General features: G+C 54.6%; 19 protein-coding genes and 1 pseudogene. 9 read left to right on the top strand and 11 right to left on the bottom strand.

Going from position 1 to position 20,309, the window contains the following annotated elements:
- Positions 1–37 precede the first annotated feature (37 nt).
- Complete coding sequence (gene yhjD / locus L463_RS19745) at positions 38–1,063, bottom strand: inner membrane protein YhjD (protein WP_023295574.1); 1,026 nt, start codon at positions 1,061–1,063, stop codon at positions 38–40.
- A 50-nt stretch (positions 1,064–1,113) separates the two neighbouring features.
- The gene (locus L463_RS19750) at positions 1,114–2,013 is read right to left on the bottom strand and encodes a LysR family transcriptional regulator (RefSeq protein WP_032673074.1); all 900 of its coding nucleotides are present in this window, start codon (positions 2,011–2,013) and stop codon (positions 1,114–1,116) included.
- A 119-nt stretch (positions 2,014–2,132) separates the two neighbouring features.
- On the opposite strand from L463_RS19750, the gene L463_RS19755 reads away from it, so the two are divergent.
- Both L463_RS19755 and L463_RS19760 read left to right on the top strand, forming a co-directional pair.
- Positions 2,133–2,891, top strand: coding sequence for an SDR family NAD(P)-dependent oxidoreductase (locus tag L463_RS19755; RefSeq protein ID WP_032104619.1), 759 nt, complete (start codon positions 2,133–2,135; stop codon positions 2,889–2,891).
- A gap of 174 nt (positions 2,892–3,065) precedes the next feature.
- Positions 3,066–3,668, top strand: coding sequence for a response regulator transcription factor (locus L463_RS19760; RefSeq protein ID WP_032104620.1), 603 nt, complete (start codon positions 3,066–3,068; stop codon positions 3,666–3,668).
- On the opposite strand, the gene L463_RS19765 is transcribed toward L463_RS19760, so the two are convergent.
- A complete protein-coding gene (locus L463_RS19765; protein WP_015571514.1) occupies positions 3,647–3,985 on the bottom strand; it encodes a lysozyme in 339 nt (112 codons plus the stop codon). The two genes, L463_RS19760 and L463_RS19765, sit on opposite strands and share 22 nt — an antisense overlap.
- 71 nt (positions 3,986–4,056) lie before the next feature.
- Positions 4,057–4,596, bottom strand: coding sequence for a GNAT family N-acetyltransferase (locus tag L463_RS19770; RefSeq protein WP_017384181.1), 540 nt, complete (start codon positions 4,594–4,596; stop codon positions 4,057–4,059).
- Positions 4,597–4,742: 146 nt separating this feature from the next.
- Here L463_RS19770 and L463_RS19775 point away from each other — a divergent pair, with 146 nt between their 5' ends.
- The gene (locus tag L463_RS19775) at positions 4,743–6,329 is read left to right on the top strand and encodes an STY4199 family HEPN domain-containing protein (protein WP_017384180.1); all 1,587 of its coding nucleotides are present in this window, start codon (positions 4,743–4,745) and stop codon (positions 6,327–6,329) included.
- A gap of 57 nt (positions 6,330–6,386) precedes the next feature.
- On the opposite strand, the gene L463_RS19780 is transcribed toward L463_RS19775, so the two are convergent.
- The 4 genes from L463_RS19780 to L463_RS19795 all read right to left on the bottom strand — a co-directional run bounded on the left by L463_RS19780 (position 6,387) and on the right by L463_RS19795 (position 11,002).
- Positions 6,387–8,036: an alpha,alpha-trehalase gene (locus L463_RS19780; RefSeq protein WP_015571511.1), complete on the bottom strand. Its 1,650-nt coding sequence runs from the start codon at positions 8,034–8,036 to the stop codon at positions 6,387–6,389.
- A gap of 241 nt (positions 8,037–8,277) precedes the next feature.
- Positions 8,278–8,565 (bottom strand): hypothetical protein, encoded by a 288-nt coding sequence (locus L463_RS19785; protein WP_015571509.1) that lies wholly within the window; start codon positions 8,563–8,565, stop codon positions 8,278–8,280.
- Between the two features lie 171 nt (positions 8,566–8,736).
- The gene (gorA, locus tag L463_RS19790; protein WP_017384179.1) at positions 8,737–10,089 is read right to left on the bottom strand and encodes a glutathione-disulfide reductase; all 1,353 of its coding nucleotides are present in this window, start codon (positions 10,087–10,089) and stop codon (positions 8,737–8,739) included.
- A gap of 70 nt (positions 10,090–10,159) precedes the next feature.
- Positions 10,160–11,002, bottom strand: coding sequence for a 23S rRNA (adenine(2030)-N(6))-methyltransferase RlmJ (locus L463_RS19795; RefSeq protein WP_006808562.1), 843 nt, complete (start codon positions 11,000–11,002; stop codon positions 10,160–10,162).
- A gap of 208 nt (positions 11,003–11,210) precedes the next feature.
- Between L463_RS19795 and prlC the strand changes: the two genes are divergently transcribed.
- Together prlC and rsmJ are read left to right on the top strand one after the other, a co-directional pair.
- The gene (gene prlC, locus L463_RS19800; RefSeq protein ID WP_017693817.1) at positions 11,211–13,253 is read left to right on the top strand and encodes an oligopeptidase A; all 2,043 of its coding nucleotides are present in this window, start codon (positions 11,211–11,213) and stop codon (positions 13,251–13,253) included.
- A 7-nt stretch (positions 13,254–13,260) separates the two neighbouring features.
- Entirely contained in the window at positions 13,261–14,013 is a 753-nt protein-coding gene (gene rsmJ, locus L463_RS19805; protein ID WP_032104623.1) for a 16S rRNA (guanine(1516)-N(2))-methyltransferase RsmJ, read from the top strand.
- A gap of 91 nt (positions 14,014–14,104) precedes the next feature.
- Here the strand turns inward: rsmJ and uspA are convergent, their stop codons facing one another.
- Entirely contained in the window at positions 14,105–14,542 is a 438-nt protein-coding gene (gene uspA / locus L463_RS19810) for a universal stress protein UspA (protein ID WP_003861223.1), read from the bottom strand.
- A 283-nt stretch (positions 14,543–14,825) separates the two neighbouring features.
- Here uspA and uspB point away from each other — a divergent pair, with 283 nt between their 5' ends.
- Positions 14,826–15,161, top strand: coding sequence for a universal stress protein UspB (gene uspB, locus L463_RS19815; protein WP_003861224.1), 336 nt, complete (start codon positions 14,826–14,828; stop codon positions 15,159–15,161).
- Positions 15,162–15,215: 54 nt separating this feature from the next.
- Here uspB and pitA read toward each other — a convergent pair whose 3' ends face one another.
- Positions 15,216–16,715, bottom strand: a complete 1,500-nt coding sequence (gene pitA, locus L463_RS19820) for an inorganic phosphate transporter PitA (protein WP_003861225.1) — start codon at positions 16,713–16,715, stop codon at positions 15,216–15,218.
- Between the two features lie 228 nt (positions 16,716–16,943).
- Between pitA and L463_RS19825 the strand changes: the two genes are divergently transcribed.
- On the top strand, positions 16,944–18,146 hold the full coding sequence (locus L463_RS19825) for a BaiN/RdsA family NAD(P)/FAD-dependent oxidoreductase (RefSeq protein WP_032104624.1): 1,203 nt from the start codon (positions 16,944–16,946) through the stop codon (positions 18,144–18,146).
- A gap of 142 nt (positions 18,147–18,288) precedes the next feature.
- Positions 18,289–18,468: pseudogene (locus tag L463_RS23265) on the top strand (transposase); the annotation flags it as partial.
- 14 nt (positions 18,469–18,482) lie between these two features.
- Here L463_RS23265 and L463_RS19830 read toward each other — a convergent pair.
- Positions 18,483–19,180 (bottom strand): IS1-like element IS1B family transposase gene (locus L463_RS19830; RefSeq protein ID WP_095033700.1). Its coding sequence is split into 2 segments (ribosomal slippage): positions 18,483–18,931 and positions 18,931–19,180, totalling 699 coding nucleotides; the frame shifts between segments, so codons are not numbered across the junction.
- Between the two features lie 349 nt (positions 19,181–19,529).
- Here L463_RS19830 and L463_RS0122540 point away from each other — a divergent pair.
- Positions 19,530–19,829 carry a helix-turn-helix domain-containing protein gene (locus tag L463_RS0122540; RefSeq protein WP_001097216.1) on the top strand — a complete coding sequence of 100 codons (300 nt, stop codon included), beginning with the start codon at positions 19,530–19,532 and terminating at the stop codon, positions 19,827–19,829.
- Positions 19,830–20,309: the final 480 nt, after the last annotated feature.

Raw genomic sequence — 20,309 nt, 5'->3', positions numbered from 1 at the left:
ATGGCGAATCGGGCTGAAATATCAGCCCGACATGATATCAGCGGTGGGTTTTACCCGGCATGCGCGGGTCATCTTTATACTCTGCCGTGGCGATCCACGCGGCGCAGAACAGCGTCAGGCGAGCGAAGAAATAGAAGAAAGCCATCAGCCCCAGCACCGAACCAAAGGCCGCGCCGGAGGGAGACTTCACCAGCGACGGCAGCGTATAGGTCATCACAATCTTGATCACCTCAAAACCAATGGCGGCAATCAATGTCCCGCGCATCAGCGCCTTCTTGCGCGGACGATGGCGGGGCAAACGCCAGAAGATCCAGAAGAACAGCAGGTAGTTAGCAAAGATGGAGATGGCCAGCCCAATGCCGCGCCAGGCCGGTTTCAGCCATTCAATGTAATCCAGGTACAGCGCGGAGATAATCATCTGCTGCGCGGAACCGGCGACCGAGGTGATGGAGAGCGTAATGACCAGCGCCACCAGCAGCCCAATCAGCGAAATAAAGTCGCGCAGATACTTCACCCATATCTTCTCCTGATCCTGCGGTCTACGCTCCCAGACGTCACGCGACTGGGCGCGAATAGCCTCACGCAGGTTGCCCATCCAGTTCACCCCGGAATAGAGCGCAATCAGCAACCCGACGATACCCACGGTGGTACGCTGCTGCACGGCGGTGTTGATGGTGCTTTTGAGCGTTGCGGCGAGCGTCTGGTCGCTGACGTTGGTCAGGATCTTATTGAAGATGTCCTGCAACAGCGTCGGGTGAGACGCCAGCACAAAACCGGCGGCGGCAAATGACACCATCAGGATGGGGATCATCGACAGGAACGAGAAATAGGTAATCGCTGCGCCAAACTGATTTCCCATGCGGTCGTTAAAGCGCTCAGCGGCGCGTATCAGGTGAGCAATCGCGGGTATCTGCTGAATTTTTTCGGCTATGCCGGTCACGGTGCCCAGCGCTTTGCTGGCCGTTCCAGGCTCTTTCGGCGCTTCAGGTTCGTTATCCATCTTTTTGATGGGTTCATAATCTAAATGTTGAGTCGGTCGTTGCGGGTTATTTTCCGGCGTCACGCGCATTTTCCTTTTCGTTGAGCTGGATGTTACTGAATTATAGCTTGTGACTAGTCGACGTAACCTTTTGTGAGTTCGGTAAGCCACTCCATAAACACATGCACCCGGCGGGAGAGGTTACGGCGGTGGGGATAAATGAGGGAGACGGGCATCGGTTCAGCCCGGTATTGCGGCAGGATCACAACGAGTTTTTTCGTGCGCAGGGCATCACGTACCCCGACGCGCGGAACCTGAATAATGCCAAGCCCGGCGATACAGGCGGCCTGATAGGTTTCAGTGCTGTTAACCGTCAATACGCCTCCCGTTTTTACCCACTGGGTCGCGCTGCCGTTGTAATACTCAAAACCCTGCGGACGCGTGCCCAGCGTGGCGGAGTAGTGGATGAGGGCATGCGAAGCCAAATCGTCCAGCGTCTCAGGGTAGCCGAATCGCGTCAGATAATCCGGGCTGGCGCAGTTAATCACCGAGAGTTTCCCAAGCGGGCGGGCGATAAGCCCGGAGTCCTTTAAGTTTCCCACGCGAACCACACAGTCAAATCCTTCGCGGATGACATCGACCAGACGATCGCTGCTACTCAGCTCCAGCTCAATGCCGGGAAACTGTTGTAAAAATGCAGGCAGTTTCGGAATGACTACATTTCGCGCAATGGCAACGGGCATATCCACACGTAGCCGACCGCTGATGGTTGAAGGGTCGTGCAGGAACATGCCGTCCAGTTCGTCCAGATTCATCAGCAGATCTTTAGCGCGCTCGTAATAAACCATGCCGTCCTGCGTCAGGCTGACGCGGCGGGTAGTGCGGTGCAGCAGCTGCGTGCCCAGTGCGTTTTCCAGTGCCTGGATCTGTCGCGATACGCTCCCCTTCGGCAGGCTTAACGTCTCCGCCGCGCGGGAAAAACTTTCCAGTTCCGCGACCCGAAGGAAAAGCTGCATTGCGTGTATTTTATCCATAGATGTTGGTCATTGTTGTTATGAATGAAACAGTGAAGCGCTGACGGCACTATTTATTGATTTTCTACCATCTAATAAGCTCTTTCTCAATCTTCATCACAGCCGAAACGAGGTGAATTATGAGTGAACGTATTGCTTTAGTGACGGGCGGTAGCCGCGGCCTGGGGAAAAATGCCGTTTTGAAGCTGGCCGCGGAAGGGACAGGGATCATCCTGACCTGGAACAACAGCCAGCAGGAGGCGCAGGAAGTTGTGCGCGAAATCGAGGGAACAGGTGGAAAAGCGGCAGCATTGCAGCTTAACGTCGGCGATACGGTAAGCTTTTCGCGCTTTGCTCAGCAGGTGAAGGATACCCTCAAACACGTCTGGCAACGTGACACCTTTGACTATTTAGTGAACAACGCAGGTACAGGGTTATACGCACCCTATACCGAGACGACCGAGGCGCAGTTTGATGATGCGCTGAACATTCACTTCAAAGGGCCGTTTTTCCTCACGCAACAGCTGCTGCCGCTCATAAAAGACGGAGGGCGGATCCTGAACGTCTCCAGCGGACTGGCCCGTTTTACTCAGCCCGGTTCAGGCACCTACGCGGCAATGAAAGGGGCGATGGAAGTGCTGACCCGCTATCAGGCAAAAGAGCTTGGTGCGCGCGGAATTTCCGTCAATATCATCGCGCCCGGCGCGATTGAAACCGACTTTGGGGGCGGACGCGTGCGGGATAATGCGGAGCTTAACCAGCTGCTGGCCTCGCAGACAGCGCTGGGACGCGTGGGCCTGCCCGATGATATTGGTGACGCCATTGCGGCGTTGCTCAGTGACAAACTGGGCTGGATGAATGCGCAACGTATTGAAGTTTCAGGCGGTATGTTCCTGTAATGTTCAGTCTTAAGGGGGAGGGAACCCTCTTAAGGAAATCCTTAAAACAGGTATGTCTAAATGCTGGAAGATATAAAGAGAGCTGGGTGATTTGTAACCTCTCCATTCATTGAGTTTTTTCTTAAAAAATGCCTCTGTAGAATCCCCCTTCGCTATTCTCAGAGGAGTAAAACGATGCGAGTAATCATGTTTGACAGGCAGTCATTATTTATTCATGGAGCGATGTACAGTTTGCAGAAGTTAATTCCGAAAATAGAGATGACAGGGGCTCGTCAGACTGATGAATTATGGGCGCAATTATCCGCGTCACCCTCCGCTATCGTCATGATAGATGGGTATTTAATTCGTGATAATGGTGTGGCTTTACTGGAAGAGATTATGGATCGTTTTCCAGCGTCGCGCGTGGTGTTGGTGTTAACGAAAAAAGAGCGACGTTGGGTTGAGCAAATGTTTCAGCGCAACGTGGTGGCGATAGTTCCCCGCAATGCGAATCCCGAACGCTTTTCCGCAGTGCTGGATTCCGTATCGCGTGGAATGGTCTGTTTTCCCGGCGAGTGGCTGAAGCAGCACTCCTCTCAGGATGAACTGGCAGTGTTAAGCGAGCGCCAGCGTGAGGTATTGAAGTTACTGGCGGCCGGAGAGTCCAATAAAGAGATTGGTCGTAATCTCAATATCAGTGCGGCAACGGTAAAAGCCCATCTTGAGACGCTTTTCCGGCGTCTTGATGTCAAAAACCGGACGCAGGCCGCGATGTACTACACCCGGGCGACGGCCTGAAGTATCTTCTCAGGCAGAGGGGACTCTTCCCCAAAACTGAAGAGGGTTAATATCAGGGCGTCATGCTGCTGTTGGGTTAATGGGCGTTTGTTCATTTCCCGCAGCAGCGCCTCACATAATTGAATATCATTAAAAAGCAAATTCTCCGCCTCAATCGGCGTGATGAGACTGTTAAATTTTTCCCACTGGCGAATCACGTGACCATAACCAATAACCCATATACCCTTTTCGTCACGGTATTTCTCCAGGGAAAGACCCTGTTGTTTTTTAATTAATGCGATTGCAGCAGAAGATATCTGCATTGCATAACCCGTCATAAGCGTTTCCTCTTAGTGGCACGACTATAGAGGAAACGCCGCCGGGGAAATATCCGCCAAATGGCTGTTAATCAGGTTAAACTGAACGGGAATTCCTTTTTCAGTAAACCGAATAGCCAGTCGTTATGCCATTGCCCTGAAAGGAAATAACTCTCACGCAACTCACCTTCCAGTTGAAAACCTGTTTTTTCCAGCAGTCGCCTTGAGGCGATATTTCCCGCCGTCACGGTGGCGGTGAGCCGACGGATATTACCCTGAGTCAGCGCGAAATCACACACAGCCCGCAGAGATTCAAAGCCGTAACCTTTCCCCTGCGCAGAGGGCGCAAAGAGAAAACCGACTTCAGCACAATCTGCTTCCCGGTGCACATAGCCGGTTACGCCCAGCGGCGTCTGGCTGGCCGTTTCACGCACCACAAGGCAGAGCCAGTGCGAGCTGCCCGGCGTCCACGGCAACAGACGAGACTCAAAGGCTTCCCGAATGTCCGCCTCGCTACGCGCAGGGGCGACAAAACGCATCACCTCAGGATTTTGCTGTAGCGACAGAAAAAAGGGCCAGTCTTGCTCTTGCAGCGGCGAGCAGGTGAGACGCGCGGTGGTTAAGGCGGGCATGACGATCCTCCGGAGGCATTGCAAATGATTATAAGGTTGTCACTTTATTTCAACAGAAAGTCAGGTATGTTTAACCTCATATAAATAAAAAGAAAAACGACTTTTAATGCCGCTTTAGCGGTACTCATTGTCTCTCAAGGAAAACAATGATGATTAGCTCATCGCATCATACCCGCGAACAGTTTGAACACTGTCTGGCAGCGATCCGTCAGGCGTCTGTTGAAATTTTACTTCTGTTGAATGTACATGTTTCTGAAGGAAAAGATCCACGCTGGTTTCTGGAGCAACTGGATAGCGCCCGCCTGGGGCTGGGCGGGTGGGGCGCCGTAGCCAGGAAGCTGAATCTGAATGATGCGGAAATGACGGCCTTTACGCTGCAATTACGCTTGCTTCAGCAGCGTGTTCCCCAGTATGAAAGCGGGCAGGATGTCAGCGAAAATCAACTGATTGCGGCGATGCGCTTCGTCACCTCCCTTGAATATCTGCGTCTGCAACAGCCCCTCCTGACCTACGATACCGGGAGGGTGCCAGAGAAGGAGAGCCAGCTTCAGGCGCAGAAACAGGTGCGTGCCATTGAGCTGATGATTAAAGGGCTGATACAGCAGGCGTGGCCCGATCCGGTACGGCTGAATAATCATCTTAAGACCTTGTTTAACGCTGAACGCGTGCGTCGCTGGCTGAAAAACGGTGAGATTAATGATGTTCTGAGCGGCATGTTGTTCAGCGAACTGGCCCAGCTGCTGGTGGATAAAAAAGAATTTAGCCGCTACTACGCGCCGCTGTTTAACGCTCCGGACATGCTGACGCTGCTGGTAGAGCCCCGCAAAACCCTGCAAACCTTCCTCGAAGATATTCGACAAATCCGCAACAGCATCACCGTGCAGCAGCCGTTAAGCGGGGCGCAAATCCAGCTGCTCGACTGCTATTACACGCAGATCACCCGCTCCGTTCAGCGCGCGTTTGAGGAAGGGCGGACACGCGTTAACCCGGCGGCGCTGATGGCGGTGGACGAAAGCGAGCTGCACGCGTTCTGGGAAAAGGCGCAAAAAATGGACCGCACCACAGGCGGCGATCTTTTTGAAGTGCGCGACAGTATAGAAAAACCGACTCAGCGCGCCGCGCGTACGCCAGAGCAGCGCGAACAGCTGATTTCCGGCGTGCTGTGGGGAGCGGTTGGCGTGATGGTTATCGCGATTGTCGTGGGGGGATTCTGGCTGGTGACCAGCAGTAAACCGCAGCCGGCTGTGGCCAGTACGGCATCTCCCGCGCAGGTGCAGGAGATGCGCGAAACGCCTTCCTCACGCGAGACGTTAACCCGCATGGGTGTTACCTGGGATGAGAATAATTTCCGCTCGGCCATCAATCGCAATGACACCCGCGTGGCGCTCCTGTTTTTGCAGGGCGGGATGGACTGGAAAATGTCATGGACGGAGGAGGCGTTGTCGGCAGGCTACGACGATGTACTGGAAGTAATGTTGCGCTACCGCCTGCAAATGACAGAGCAAAAGCCCTGCCGACGCTTTATTAATACGCTTAGCCATGCGATGGCGAACGGCGAATCGCTGACGCCTATGCGTAAGCAGTACCTGAAAGCATTCTGTACCGTCCCCGCGGTGGTGAAACGCCAGCAGCACGACGCCGATATGGCAACGCGCCGCGCGAAGACGCAGCCCGATGCCAGCACAAAAAAATGGCAGTCCATCCAGACTGCCATTTATGAGGTGATCCGCTGATTATTTTTCCCCCTCACCCTGCCACTCAGGGGAGAGGGGCAGGGTGAGGGGTGAGGCTCAGGGCTCCCCATACAGCCCAATCAACCGCCGCACCACGCCATTCGTCCAGCCGAAGCCATCCTGCAACGGATACTCACCCCCGCCACCTTCGCGTGGCGTGCTGCTGGCGATGTGGTACTTCTCAATCAGCTTATGATGGGTTTTGTAGTAATGGTTCACCGTGTGCAGCCAGCTCCAGGCGATCTCATCTCCCAGCGAGTCGTTGCCGTACTGCTTGAACCCCTGGATCGCCATCCACTGGAGCGGCGCCCAGCCGTTCGGCTTATCCCACTGCTCCCCGGTTTCATATTCGGTGGCGAGAATACCGCCCGGCGTGAGCAGACGGGCTTTAACGGCATCGGACAGCCGTTCAGCCTGCTCATGCGTCGCCATGCCCACATACAGCGGCACAATGCTGGCCGCAGAGAACAGCGCCAGGGCTTCACGCCGCCAGTCGTAATCACGATAACAGCCGTTCTCTTCGTCCCACAGATAGCGGTTCACCGCCGCGCGCCGGTCGCTGGCTTTCTGGCGGAACAGATCAGCCGTCTCTTTATCCCCTTTCGACGCGGAGATATTGGCGATAGCGCTCTCCAGTTTGAACAGGAATGCGTTCAAATCAATGGGGATAAATTGTGTCGTGCGGATGCTGGCCAGCCGCGCAGGATCGCGCAGCCAGCGGGATGAGTAATCCCATCCTGAGGCTGCCCCGGCGCGCAGGTCGCGATACACCTCGTTCGGCGGACGACCGGAATGACGGGCGGTTTCCACGTCCTCAATCCACGATTCATCTCGCGGCGTGTCGCGATCGTCCCAGTAGCGGTTGAGCAATGAGCCATCCGGCATGCGAACCGCACTGCGATAGGCCTGATTGAGCAGCAGCGATTCCGCCCCGTCCATCCAGAAGGCGTACTCCATCTTAAGATGCTCAAGATAGCGCTTCGCCCCGCGCACGCCGTCCTCTTCAAACAGCTCCACCATCAGGGCAAAAACGGGCGGCTGGGAGCGGCTGAGATAGTAGGTACGGTTGCCGTTCGGGATATGGCCGTAGCGCTCTATCAGCCAGGCGAAGTTATCGGCCATACATTTCAGCAGATCGTTACGACCGCTTTCAGCAAGCCCCAGCATGGAGAAGTAAGAGTCCCAGTAGTAGGTCTCACTGAATCGCCCGCCGGGCACAATATAGGCCTGCGGCAGCGCCAGCAGCGACGACCACGGGATGTGATCCTGCGGCTCACGCGTCAGCACCGGCCACAGATTATCAATATGTTCTTTCAGGGACAGGCCGGGGTCAGAGACGTACTCTTTGCTGTAGTCCTCCGGCAGCCAGAAGTGATTCTCCACAAAGCGCGCCAGGTCAAAATCACGGTGACGACGCACCTTGCGATAGCGGATCAAAATATCCAGCGGATCCATCTTCGGCGCGCAGTCGGGAAAGGTTTTGCTGTCCGCAAACAGCCGCGACGACTGGACGTGTTCAAACAGTTCAAGGTAGCGGTCTGCGGGCGTAAGGGCATCGGACGCCGGCAGCCCTTCAATCATTTCCGGTTCCGGCTCTGCCTCGATCATCTCATCCAGTTTTAACTCACAGGGATCGGTTTCGTAGCGCAGCTCTTCTGCAATCTCGAACTCGATATCCTCGGCAGTCTGTAGTTTCTGGTTGAACATGGTGTTCAGGACCTCCGGTTTTTGTCGTAACCAATACGGGTTTTTCCCGGCTATCTTTAAAGCGTAGACATTCGCTTCGGTTAATGCGGTGCGAAGTGTGCGGTAGATCACGCTTTCAAAATGGATTTAAACACGCTGAAAGTCAGATATCCCTTTGATTATGAAATTATTAAATCAGAATCTTTGGAAACAGAGCAGGAATAAAATTCAGAGCATTCGGTATTCTGCATATAAGCACGGATTAATGTGCCTGACGCGCATCGCCCTGAAGGCTGTTGGCGGTTTGATTGGCTTTCTGGCTGGCGCCTTCGCTTTTATCCATCGCTTTGCTGGCCGCTTTTTCCGCATGGGCGGCGCTGTACGCAGCCAGATGGGAAATCACGATGGCGTAAATGCTCATTAACGACACCCACAGAATGCTGTTTTTCCACCACAGCAGGGTAGGAATAGTCAGTATCGCCCATACCAGCGCGAGTACAAGGTGCATTTTGGCCATCAGTTTTGCGGTGATCTTTACGTGCATTTTCATATCTCTAATCTTTTTCCGTAGTAACAGGCGAACGCGTAGCGCTTTCTAAGATTAGTTAATTCCACCGCGGGTACCGGGTTATTTTGTTACCGTTTGTACAGCCGTTGGGTTTACCTGCCCAGGGCATAAAAAAACCGGCCAGCTGGCCGGTTTTGTTGCGGATCAGACGGATCAGCGCATAGTCACAAACTCTTCCGCCGCAGTCGGGTGGATCGCCACGGTGTTATCGAAGTCTTTCTTCGTTGCGCCCATCTTCAGTGCCACCGCGAAGCCTTGCAGGATCTCGTCCATGCCGAAACCAATGCCGTGGATGCCGACGATCTTCTCCTCCGGGCCCACGCAGACCAGCTTCATGCGGCATGGCTGACGGTGCGAGGTGACCGCGGTATACATCGCGGTAAACGCCGATTTATACACTTTCACCTGGTCATCGCCGTACTGCTCACGCGCCTGCGGCTCGGTTAAGCCGACGGTACCGATTGGCGGGTGGCTGAAGACCACGGTCGGGATGTTGCTGTAGTCCAGATGTTCGTCCGGCTTGTTATTAAACAGACGCTCGGAAAGACGACGCCCCGCCGCCACGGCAACCGGCGTCAGCTCTACGGCGCCGGTGTTATCACCGACGGCATAAATGCCCGGTACGCTGGTGTTCTGGAATTTATCAACGACAATGTAGCCTTTTTCATTGGTTTTCACCCCGGTTGCGGCCAGATTGAAGTTGTCGGTGGCCGGTTCACGACCAATCGCCCAGATCAGGCAATCAACGGTCTGGCTGCGACCATCTTCCAGCTCCAGAGTCAGGCTACCGTCCGCATTTTTCACCACCGCTTTTGGCACGGCGTTGGTGTGCAGGGTTGGGCCTTCGGCGTTCATCACCTCGACCAGCGTGTCGACGATCAGCGGGTCAAAGCTGCGCAGCGGCGCGTGTTTACGCACGAACAGGTGCGCTTCCGCTCCCAGGCCGTTAATCACGCCGGCCAGCTCAACCGCGATGTAACCTGCGCCCACAATGGCAACGCGTTCTGGCAGAGCAGGCAGCTCGAAGAAACCGTCGGAGTCGATACCGTATTCCGCGCCCGGAATGTTCGGGTGGCTCGGACGGCCACCGGTGGCGATCAGGATGTGATCGGCGGTGATCGTCTCGCCGTTCACTTCGATCGTCTTCGCATCCACGAAACGGGCGAAGCCGCGGATCACGTCGACGTTATTCTTGCCCAGTACGTTATCGTACGAGGTGTGAATACGGTCGATGTAGGCGGTACGGCTGGCGATCAGTTTATCCCAGTCGAAGTGGTTGATGGTGGTGTCAAAGCCGTAGTCCGGGCCATACATATGGATAGCTTCACGGATTTGCGCGGCATGCCACATCACTTTCTTCGGTACACAACCCACGTTCACGCAGGTGCCGCCGAGTTCTTTGGCTTCAATCAGCGCACACTTCTGGCCGTACATGGCTGCACGGTTGATGGAGGCGATGCCGCCGCTGCCGCCGCCGATTGCGATGTAGTCATAATGCTTAGTCATAGCGTTGTCCTTAATCGTGAATTGCCGCGATTGTATACCTGAAATCAATAGTTTCCACCGATGGCTGCGATTACTCCGGCACGATCCAGCTCACGGTGGCGTGACCCGTACCGGCTGGCACCAGCGTTTTGTGCAGCCACGGCAGCACGTTGTTCATCTGTGCTTCGAGCTTCCACGGCGGGTTAATGACGATCATGCCGGACGCGGTCATGCCGCGCTGGTCGCTGTCAGGGCGCACCGCCAGCTCAATTTGCAGGATTTTACGAATGCCGGTCGCTTCGAGGTCTTTGATCATGCGTTTAATTTGCGCGCGCAGCACTACCGGATACCACAGGGCATAGGTGCCGGTCGCAAAGCGTTTGTAACCTTCGTTAATGCCGGTCACCACCGCCTGATAGTCGGTTTTGATTTCGTACGGCGGGTCGATCAGCACCAGGCCGCGACGGGAAACCGGCGGCAGTTTGGCTTTCAGCTGCTGGTAGCCATCGGCTTTGTCCACGCGGGCGCGGTTATCTTTCTGAAACTCAGAACGCAGCAGCGGGAAGTCGCTCGGGTGCAGCTCTGTCAGCTGAAGGCTGTCCTGCTCGCGCAGCAGCTGGCGGGCAATCAGTGGTGAACCCGGGTAGTAACGCAGCTGGCCGTTGCGGTTGAAGTGATTCACCACGCCAATGTACGGCTCCAGCTCGGCAGGCAGATCGTCCTGCTGCCAGATACGCGCAATCCCTTCCAGATATTCACCAGTACGCTCGGCATGCTCGCCGCTCAGCTGATAACGGCCCGCGCCCGCGTGGGTGTCCAGATAAAGGAACGGTTTATCCTTTTCTTTAAGCGATTCGATGATCAGGCTCTGAACGGTATGTTTGAGGACGTCGGCGTGGTTGCCTGCGTGGAAGCTGTGGCGATAACTGAGCATGGGTAATGATATTCCGCTGAATTGACGATTTGCCACAGTTTACAGCAGAACGGCACAGATTACCCGCAGGCCCGGTAAGCGCAGCGCCACCGGGCGTTTTTCGACAACCTTCGGCATTGAAATCCTCTACACTTAACCCCATTACTGAAAACAATATGCACAGCGCCGGATGCGCGCTTCATTCATCTATTTCAACAGGACAGCGTTTATGACCAATCCATTACTGACGCCTTTTTCGTTGCCACCGTTTTCTAAAATCCTCCCTGAGCATGTGGTTCCGGCCGTTACCCAGTCGCTGAACAACTGCCGTGCGGCGGTAGAAAACGTGGTCGCGCAGGGCGTGCCGTACACCTGGGAAAATCTGTGTCAGCCGCTGGCCGAAGTGGACGACGTGCTGGGGCGTATCTTCTCCCCGGTGAGTCACCTGAACTCGGTGAAAAACAGCCCGGAGCTGCGTGAGGCCTACGAACAGACCCTGCCGCTGCTCTCTGAGTACAGCACCTGGGTCGGTCAGCATGAGGGGCTCTACAAAGCCTACCGCGACCTGCGCGACGGCGACCACTATGCCGAACTGAACACGGCGCAGAAAAAATCGGTCGATAACGCCCTGCGTGATTTCGAACTGTCCGGGATTGGCCTGCCAAAAGAAAAACAGGTTCGCTACGGCGAAATCGCCGCGCGCCTGTCCGAGCTGGGCAACCAGTACAGCAACAACGTCCTCGACGCCACCATGGGCTGGACGAAGCTGATTACCGATGAATCTGAACTGGCGGGTATGCCGGAAAGCGCGCTGGCGGCGGCAAAAGCCCAGGCCGAAGCGAAAGAGCAGGAAGGCTTCCTGTTAACGCTGGATATCCCAAGCTATCTGCCGGTGATGACCTACTGCGACAACCAGGCCCTGCGCGAAGAGATGTACCGCGCCTACAGCACCCGCGCCTCCGATCAGGGGCCGAATGCCGGTAAGTGGGATAACAGCCCGGTGATGGCGGAGATCCTCGCCCTGCGCCACGAGCTGGCACAGCTGCTGGGCTTCGACAGCTATGCCGATAAATCCCTTGCCACCAAAATGGCCGAGAACCCACAGCAGGTGCTCGACTTCCTGACCGATCTGGCGAAACGCGCCCGTCCTCAGGGTGAAAAAGAACTGGCTCAGCTGCGCGCCTTTGCGAAAGCGGAGTTCGGCGTGGACGAGCTTCAGCCGTGGGATATCGCGTACTACAGCGAAAAACAGAAACAGCATCTCTACAGCATCAGCGACGAACAGCTGCGTCCGTACTTCCCGGAAAACAAAGCCGTTAACGGCCTGTTCGAGGTGGTGAAACGCATCTACGGCATTACCGCGAAAGAGCGTACCGACATCGACGTCTGGCATCCGGACGTGCGCTTCTTCGAGCTGTATGACGAGAAAAACGAGCTGCGCGGCAGCTTCTATCTGGATCTTTACGCGCGTGAAAACAAACGTGGCGGGGCGTGGATGGACGACTGCGTGGGCCAGATGCGTAAAGCGGATGGTTCCCTGCAAAAACCGGTCGCCTACCTGACCTGTAACTTCAACCGCCCGGTGAGCGGCAAACCTGCGCTGTTTACCCACGATGAAGTGATCACCCTGTTCCACGAGTTCGGTCACGGCCTGCACCACATGCTGACCCGCATCGAAACCGCTGGCGTCGCCGGTATCAGCGGTGTGCCATGGGATGCGGTCGAGCTGCCAAGCCAGTTTATGGAAAACTGGTGCTGGGAGCCGGACGCGCTGGCATTTATCTCCGGCCATTACGAAACGGGCGAACCGCTGCCGAAAGAACTGCTGGATAAAATGCTGGCGGCGAAAAACTACCAGGCGGCGATGTTCATCCTGCGTCAGCTGGAGTTCGGCCTGTTCGACTTCCGCCTGCACGCCGAGTTCAGCCCGGAGCAGGGGGCGAAAATCCTCGAAACCCTGGCTGAGATTAAAAAGCAGGTCGCGGTTATTCCAGGCCCGACCTGGGGACGCTTCCCGCACGCGTTCAGCCATATCTTCGCAGGCGGGTACGCCGCAGGCTACTACAGCTACCTGTGGGCCGACGTGCTGGCGGCAGATGCCTTCTCGCGCTTCGAAGAAGAGGGGATTTTCAACCGCGAAACCGGTCAGTCGTTCCTTGATAACATCCTGACGCGCGGCGGTTCAGAAGAGCCTATGGAGCTGTTCAAACGCTTCCGTGGCCGCGAGCCGCAGCTGGATGCGATGCTGGAGCATTACGGAATCAAAGGCTGATTGCTACGTGAAGATCTGCTTAGTAGATGAAACAGGCGCCGGGGACGGCGCCTTATCTGTTCTGGCGGCCCGCTGGGGGCTGGAACATGATGAAGACAACCTGATGGCGCTGGTGATGACGCCGGAACATCTGGAGCTGCGCAAGCTCGATGAGCCAAAGCTTGGCGGGATTTTTGTCGATTTTGTCGGCGGCGCGATGGCGCACCGGCGTAAGTTTGGCGGCGGTCGCGGTGAAGCGGTGTCCAAAGCGGTCGGCATTAAAGGCAGCTATCTGCCGGACGTGGTGGATGCCACGGCGGGGCTGGGGCGCGATGCCTTTGTGCTGGCGTCTGTCGGCTGTCGGGTGCGGATGCTGGAGCGTAATCCGGTTGTCGCCGCGCTGCTCGACGACGGGCTGACGCGGGGCTACGCGGACCCGGAAATCGGCCCGTGGTTGCAGGAACGTTTGCAACTTATTCATGCCTCCAGCCTGACGGCGCTGACCGATATCACCCCGCGCCCGCAGGTAGTCTATCTCGACCCCATGTTCCCGCATAAGCAGAAAAGCGCGCTGGTTAAGAAAGAGATGCGGGTGTTTCAGTCTCTGGTGGGGCCAGATTTAGATGCCGATGGCCTGCTGGAGCCGGCTCGTCAGCTGGCGACGAAGCGGGTGGTGGTGAAGCGGCCGGACTATGCGCCGCCGCTGGCGGACGTTGCGACCACTAACGCGGTGACCACGAAAGGGCATCGGTTTGATATTTATTCGGGAACGCCAGAATAAAAAAGCCGGGTGGCGGCTTCGCCTTACCCGGCCTACATTCAGTGCCGCTTGTAGGCCCGGTAAGCGTTAGCGCCACCGGGCTTTTTTGCACTTACTCGTCTTCTTCGTCACGCAGTGGAACAATCAGCATATCCACGTGTACGGTGTTAATCAGCTGGCGCGCGGAAGACATCAGCTTGCTCCAGAAGTCCTGGTGATGACCGCATACCACCAGGTCCATATCGTATTTCTTAATCGCATCAACCAGCACCTGGCCCAGATCGCCACTACCGCTTAAGGTTTCAGTGATTGGATAGCCCGCGTTGGTAGAAAGCTCGCTCAGCGCGTGGTGAGTCTCTTCGGAGATGCGTTTCTGCATATCGCCGAGATTCACGTCGATCAGACCGGTGTAGAGGTCGGAGTAATTCACATCAACGTGAATCAGCGAAACTTTCGCGTTGTAGGGACGTGCCATGGATACTGCTTTATCAACCAGCACTTTACTCTCCGGGGAGAGGTCTACCGCGATGAGAATGTGTTTGTAAGCCATAGTGTTACTCCTTCCTTAAGTTATCGATGACTAAATGGGAAAGCCGTCGTCTGATGCTTTCATTACGGCCCAGTTAAACATATTTTTCAAGCTTTGGTGTTGATAACGATTAACCTTGTGGCAAAAAAATTAACGGATCTCCTACACTATTTAATGAGCCGTTCGGATATTAAAACGCGAACCGGATCGACTTTTGGTCATTCTTTCACTGAACTGTCTGTCAGGGCATTGGGGTGCGGTAGCTCAGGAGCCTTGCTTCGTGGGCGGACGCCGGGGAGGATGTATGATTAGCACCGTCGCATTGTTTTGGGCGTTATGCGTGGTTTGCATAGTGAATATGGCGCGCTACTTCTCATCGTTACGTGCGCTGTTAGTGGTACTTCGTGGTTGCGATCCGTTGCTTTATCAGTATGTGGACGGTGGAGGGTTCTTCACCTCGCACGGACAGCCCAGCAAGCAGATGCGTCTGGTGGGGTATATCTACTACCAACGCTACCGCGATCACCACGATGAAGAGTTTATCCGTCGCTGCGAGCGCCTGCGTCGTCAGTTCATTTTGACCAGCGCCCTGTGTGGCCTGGTTGTGGTGAGTATGATTGCGCTGATGATTTGGCACTGAGCATAAAAAAAGCGGGCCAGTTTCCTGACCCGCTTTTTTGTCGCCTTCAGCCAATTAAATCAGCTTCAGCGAAATCCAGTACAGACCGCCAGACAGCAGGATGGACGCCGGGAGGGTGAACACCCAGGCCATCAGGATGTTGGTCACGGTTTTACGCTGCAAACCGCCGCCGTCAACAATCATGGTACCTGCCACGGACGAAGAGAGTACGTGGGTGGTTGAGACTGGCATACCGGTGTAGCTCGCCAGACCGATAGATACCGCTGCCGTCATCTGCGCGGACATACCCTGCGCATAGGTCATGCCTTTCTTACCGATCTTCTCACCGATGGTGGTCGCCACACGACGCCAGCCAATCATCGTACCGATACCCAGCGCCAGTGCGACCGCCATGATGATCCAGATTGGCGCGTACTCAATGGTGTTGAGCATATCGCCTTTCAGTTTCTTCAGCAGACGTTGGTCGTCAGCATTAACCTCTGGCAGCTTCGCGACTTTATCGGTCACGTCGGAGATACAGAGCATGATGCGACGCAGTTGACCACGCTGTTCAACAGCCAGTTTGTCATAGCTTTCGATATCGGCCAGCATGCCTTTCGCACGTTCCAGCGCGTTAATCGCGTTTGCCGGATGGCAATGGAACTCGCCCGGTGCCGTCGTTGCGCCTGACTCCGGAGAAGGAATCAGCTGGTCCACGCCGGTCGCTTTCTTCAGCAAATCAGGATGCTGCTGGAAGTAAGTCTCAACGTTGTTTACCGCATCACGGGTACGGGTGATTTCGTAACCGGAGGCGTTCATGTTAACCACGAAGCCCGCCGGTGCGACGCCAATCAGAACCAGCATCACCAGGCCGATACCTTTCTGACCATCGTTCGCGCCATGAGAGAAGGCGACGCCGATAGCGGAAATGATCAGCGCGATACGCGTCCAGAACGGCGGCTTTTTCTTGCCGTCTTTCTTCTCACGCTCTGCTGGCGTCAGATGGATACGCGCACGTTTTTTCGTGTTGCTCCAGTAGCGACGCAGGATGAAAATCAAGCCACCCGCCACCACCAGACCGACGATAGGGGAGATGATCAGAGAGCCGAAAATACCGAGAACTTTCGGGATATTCAGCGCATCAACGACGGAGGTCCCGGTCATCAGGGCATTGGTTAACCCGATACCGATAATCGCGCCGATGAGGGTGTGAGAGCTGGATGCCGGCAGGCCGAAATACCAGGTACCGAGGTTCCAGATAATCGCAGCAAGCAGCATTGAGAACACCATGGCCAGGCCATGACCGGAACTCACGTTAAGCAGCAGATCCGTTGGCAGCATATGCACAATGGCATACGCAACGCTCAGTCCGCCCAGGAGGACACCAAAAAAGTTAAATACCGCCGCCATCACGACCGCAAGCTGCGATCGCATTGCGCGAGTGTAGATAACCGTTGCTACTGCGTTTGCAGTGTCGTGGAAGCCGTTGATCGCTTCGTAAAACAGCACAAAAACCAGAGCAAGCAATAATAAAAGCCCGGTATGTAAATCCAGGCCGGCAAACAAATGTAGCATAGGACGTTACGCCATTTTGAGGACATGAACGCGGCGCATTATCCAGGACAAATGCGCAACGGGCAAAGTGAAATATAGACTTTTTTTGACATACCACCTGATTTGAGAAATGTGCCTGAAAGGATAATCTTTAAATATCAATGAAATGGCTTTGTAATATCTTTTTACGCTGGTGCGACCACTGAGGAAACTTTACAATCCGCGGCAGTTAACGAAGAGGATTTTGACGTGGAAAGGTTTGATGCCGTAGTAATTGGCGCCGGTGCGGCGGGTATGTTTTGTGCGGCGATGGCCGGACAAGCGGGTCGTCGCGTGCTGCTGCTGGATAACGGAAAAAAGCCTGGCCGCAAGATCCTGATGTCTGGCGGCGGGCGATGCAACTTTACTAATCTTTATGTCGAGCCTGCGGCCTATTTGAGCCAGAACCGTCATTTTTGCAAATCTGCGCTGGCGCGCTACACCCATTGGGATTTTATCGAGCTGGTGGGTAAACACGGTATCGCGTGGCATGAGAAGACGCTGGGGCAGCTGTTCTGCGACGACTCCGCGCAGCAAATTGTCGATATGCTGGTGGCCGAGTGCGAGAAAGGCGGCGTAGTTATGCGCCTGCGCACCGAAGTGCTGGACGTCGCCCGTGACGAGCAGGGCTACACGCTGCAACTCAACGGTGAAACCGTCAGCGCCGATAACCTGGTGATCGCCAGCGGCGGCCTCTCGATGCCGGGTCTGGGCGCCTCACCGTTCGGCTATAAAATTGCCGAGCAGTTTGGCCTGAAGGTACTGCCCACCCGCGCCGGGCTGGTACCGTTCACGCTGCATAAGCCCCTGCTGGAACAGCTTCAGACGCTCTCCGGCGTGTCTGTGCCGTCGGTCATTACGGCCGAAGACGGCACGGTGTTCCGCGAAAATCTGCTCTTTACCCATCGCGGACTCTCGGGCCCGGCGGTATTGCAGATCTCCAGCTACTGGCAGCCGGGGGAGTTTGTCTCCGTAAACCTGGTGCCGGACTGCGATCTGGACGCCTTCCTCAACGAGCAACGCGCCGCGCACCCGAATCAAAGCCTGAAAAATACCCTGGCGATGCAGCTGCCGAAGCGTCTCGTGGAGTGCTTGCAGGTGTTAGGGCAAATTCCGGATGTCGCGCTCAAGCAGCTCAACAGCCGCGAGCAGGAAACGCTGGTGGAGACGCTGACGAACTGGCGCGTACAGCCAAACGGCACCGAAGGTTACCGCACGGCGGAAGTGACGCTGGGCGGCGTGGATACAAACGAACTATCATCCCGCACGATGGAAGCCCGCAACGTGCCGGGCCTTTATTTCATTGGTGAAGTGATGGACGTGACCGGCTGGCTCGGCGGGTATAACTTCCAGTGGGCGTGGGCCAGTGCCTGGGCATGCGCGCAGGCACTCGCTGATGTCCGAGGACAATAAAGTTGTACACAAAGCACTAAAGTTGTAACCATTCTCAAAAAACGACGCTAATGTTGTATACTTACTGAATGTGTGGTTATAGGGTTGGAGACTATAAAATGCACATATAGGTACGTATCAATGTCGTTTTTAGGGTACGATCATGGCTAGGGGTAGGCGTCTCAAATCCTATTTGGATTATGAAAATGCGCTAGGTGACGGCATAGGAGTGGGCTATGGCCAAAGTTATCAGCCCTGGCTTAGAGCTCAGGACGTTAAATCCCGTGGAAACCGTTCGATAGTCTTTGGCCTTAAGACGTTTCGAAACCATCATCTCCTTTCGGTAATGACTCCAACTTATTGATAGTGTTTTATGTTCAGATAATGCCCGATGACTTTGTCATGCAGCTCCACCGATTTTGAGAACGACAGCGACTTCCGTCCCAGCCGTGCCAGGTGCTGCCTCAGATTCAGGTTATGCCGCTCAATTCGCTGCGTATATCGCTTGCTGATTACGTGCAGCTTTCCCTTCAGGCGGGATTCATACAGCGGCCAGCCATCCGTCATCCATATCACCACGTCAAAGGGTGACAGCAGGCTCATAAGACGCCCCAGCGTCGCCATAGTGCGTTCACCGAATACGTGCGCAACAACCGTCTTCCGGAGCCTGTCATACGCGTAAAACAGCCAGCGCTGGCGCGATTTAGCCCCGACGTATCCCCACTGTTCGTCCATTTCCGCGCAGACGATGACGTCACTGCCCGGCTGTATGCGCGAGGTTACCGACTGCGGCCTGAGTTTTTTAAATGGCGGAAAATCGTGTTGAGGCCAACGCCCATAATGCGGGCGGTTGCCCGGCATCCAACGCCATTCATGGCCATATCAATGATTTTCTGGTGCGTACCGGGTTGAGAAGCGGTGTAAGTGAACTGCAGTTGCCATGTTTTACGGCAGTGAGAGCAGAGATAGCGCTGATGTCCGGCAGTGCTTTTGCCGTTACGCACCACCCCGTCAGTAGCTGAACAGGAGGGACAGCTGATAGAAACAGAAGCCACTGGAGCACCTCAAAAACACCATCATACACTAAATCAGTAAGTTGGCAGCATCACCTGGGGCAGGAATAAATTATCACTCATAGAGTTTCCCTGGGGGTTACCACCTGTGTATGATGCCGGTTAGCAACAACGTCTAAAAGACCTGCGATCACGTGGGTCCCTCTCCAGCAAAGGGGCAAGGGGTGCTATATAACGGTGTACTGCTTACCCAATACGGCCTTGTATTTGAAAGATGCCGCATCTTGGCAAGATTCGTATTACAGCCTATAGTCTGTTAATGAGCATTACAGCCTATATGCTGTAAATCCCTGCGTTATGCTTGTTAACCCGTCGATACGGAAGGTCACTTATGAACACTCAATACGCTTTGAAGACTTTGAATCAGTTACGTCCTGTTTTAATCGGCTTTCGCAAAGCCAATGGACTGACGCAAAAAGATGTTTCTGAACGTTTGGGTATAACACAGCAAACTTATGCCCGACTAGAGGCCAACCCTGCAAGTGCGGGTTTTGAGCGTTTGTTTAGGGTGTTCAGCGTCCTTGGAGTGGAGATCGTACTTTCATCCAGGGAACCTTTGTCAGATGCAAAGCCCGAATACGGAGCTATGCACAATTATTCTTCACTTCCAGCCAGGCGGGAGAAATGGTGACGCCTGGCGCTTCCCGGTCTAATTTTTCTTCAACAAGATTAACCCCTTAGCGGCCTGAAGTATCAGGTTGCGATAGAGCCTTTCATTTCTTCTGTTATGTTAAATACACCATTTTGAGCTATTTCGCTCGGCCTTAAATTATCTCTTCATTCTTCAGTGAAAATTTTATGTCGATCACATTATCGATGAATTTAGGAAATAATCCGTAAATGAAAATCTATCTTCTTTTAAATTCATCAGTGTCAGTAGCAAATATTACGCATAAAAGAATGGTTATTATTATCATTTAAATTATAAAGCTCATGAGTCAATTCCAAAAAATATAATAAGCATTGAAATCATTACCCGTGATTCTGGAGTTTTAACTTTGCCATGTAACCAACCACAAGTTAGTTTCCGGTGTTTTGAGGGGCAGTAAAGTTCTGAAAGCGCGACCAGATCATAATCCCGAAATGTCGTTAAGATATTCTGAATAACGGT

Source organism: Enterobacter sp. BIDMC 27, assembly GCF_000534415.1.
Lineage (GTDB): Bacteria > Pseudomonadota > Gammaproteobacteria > Enterobacterales > Enterobacteriaceae > Enterobacter > Enterobacter hormaechei_C.
The sequence above is the reverse complement of the archived record's forward strand: the minus strand, read 5'-3'. Positions and strand labels throughout refer to the sequence as shown.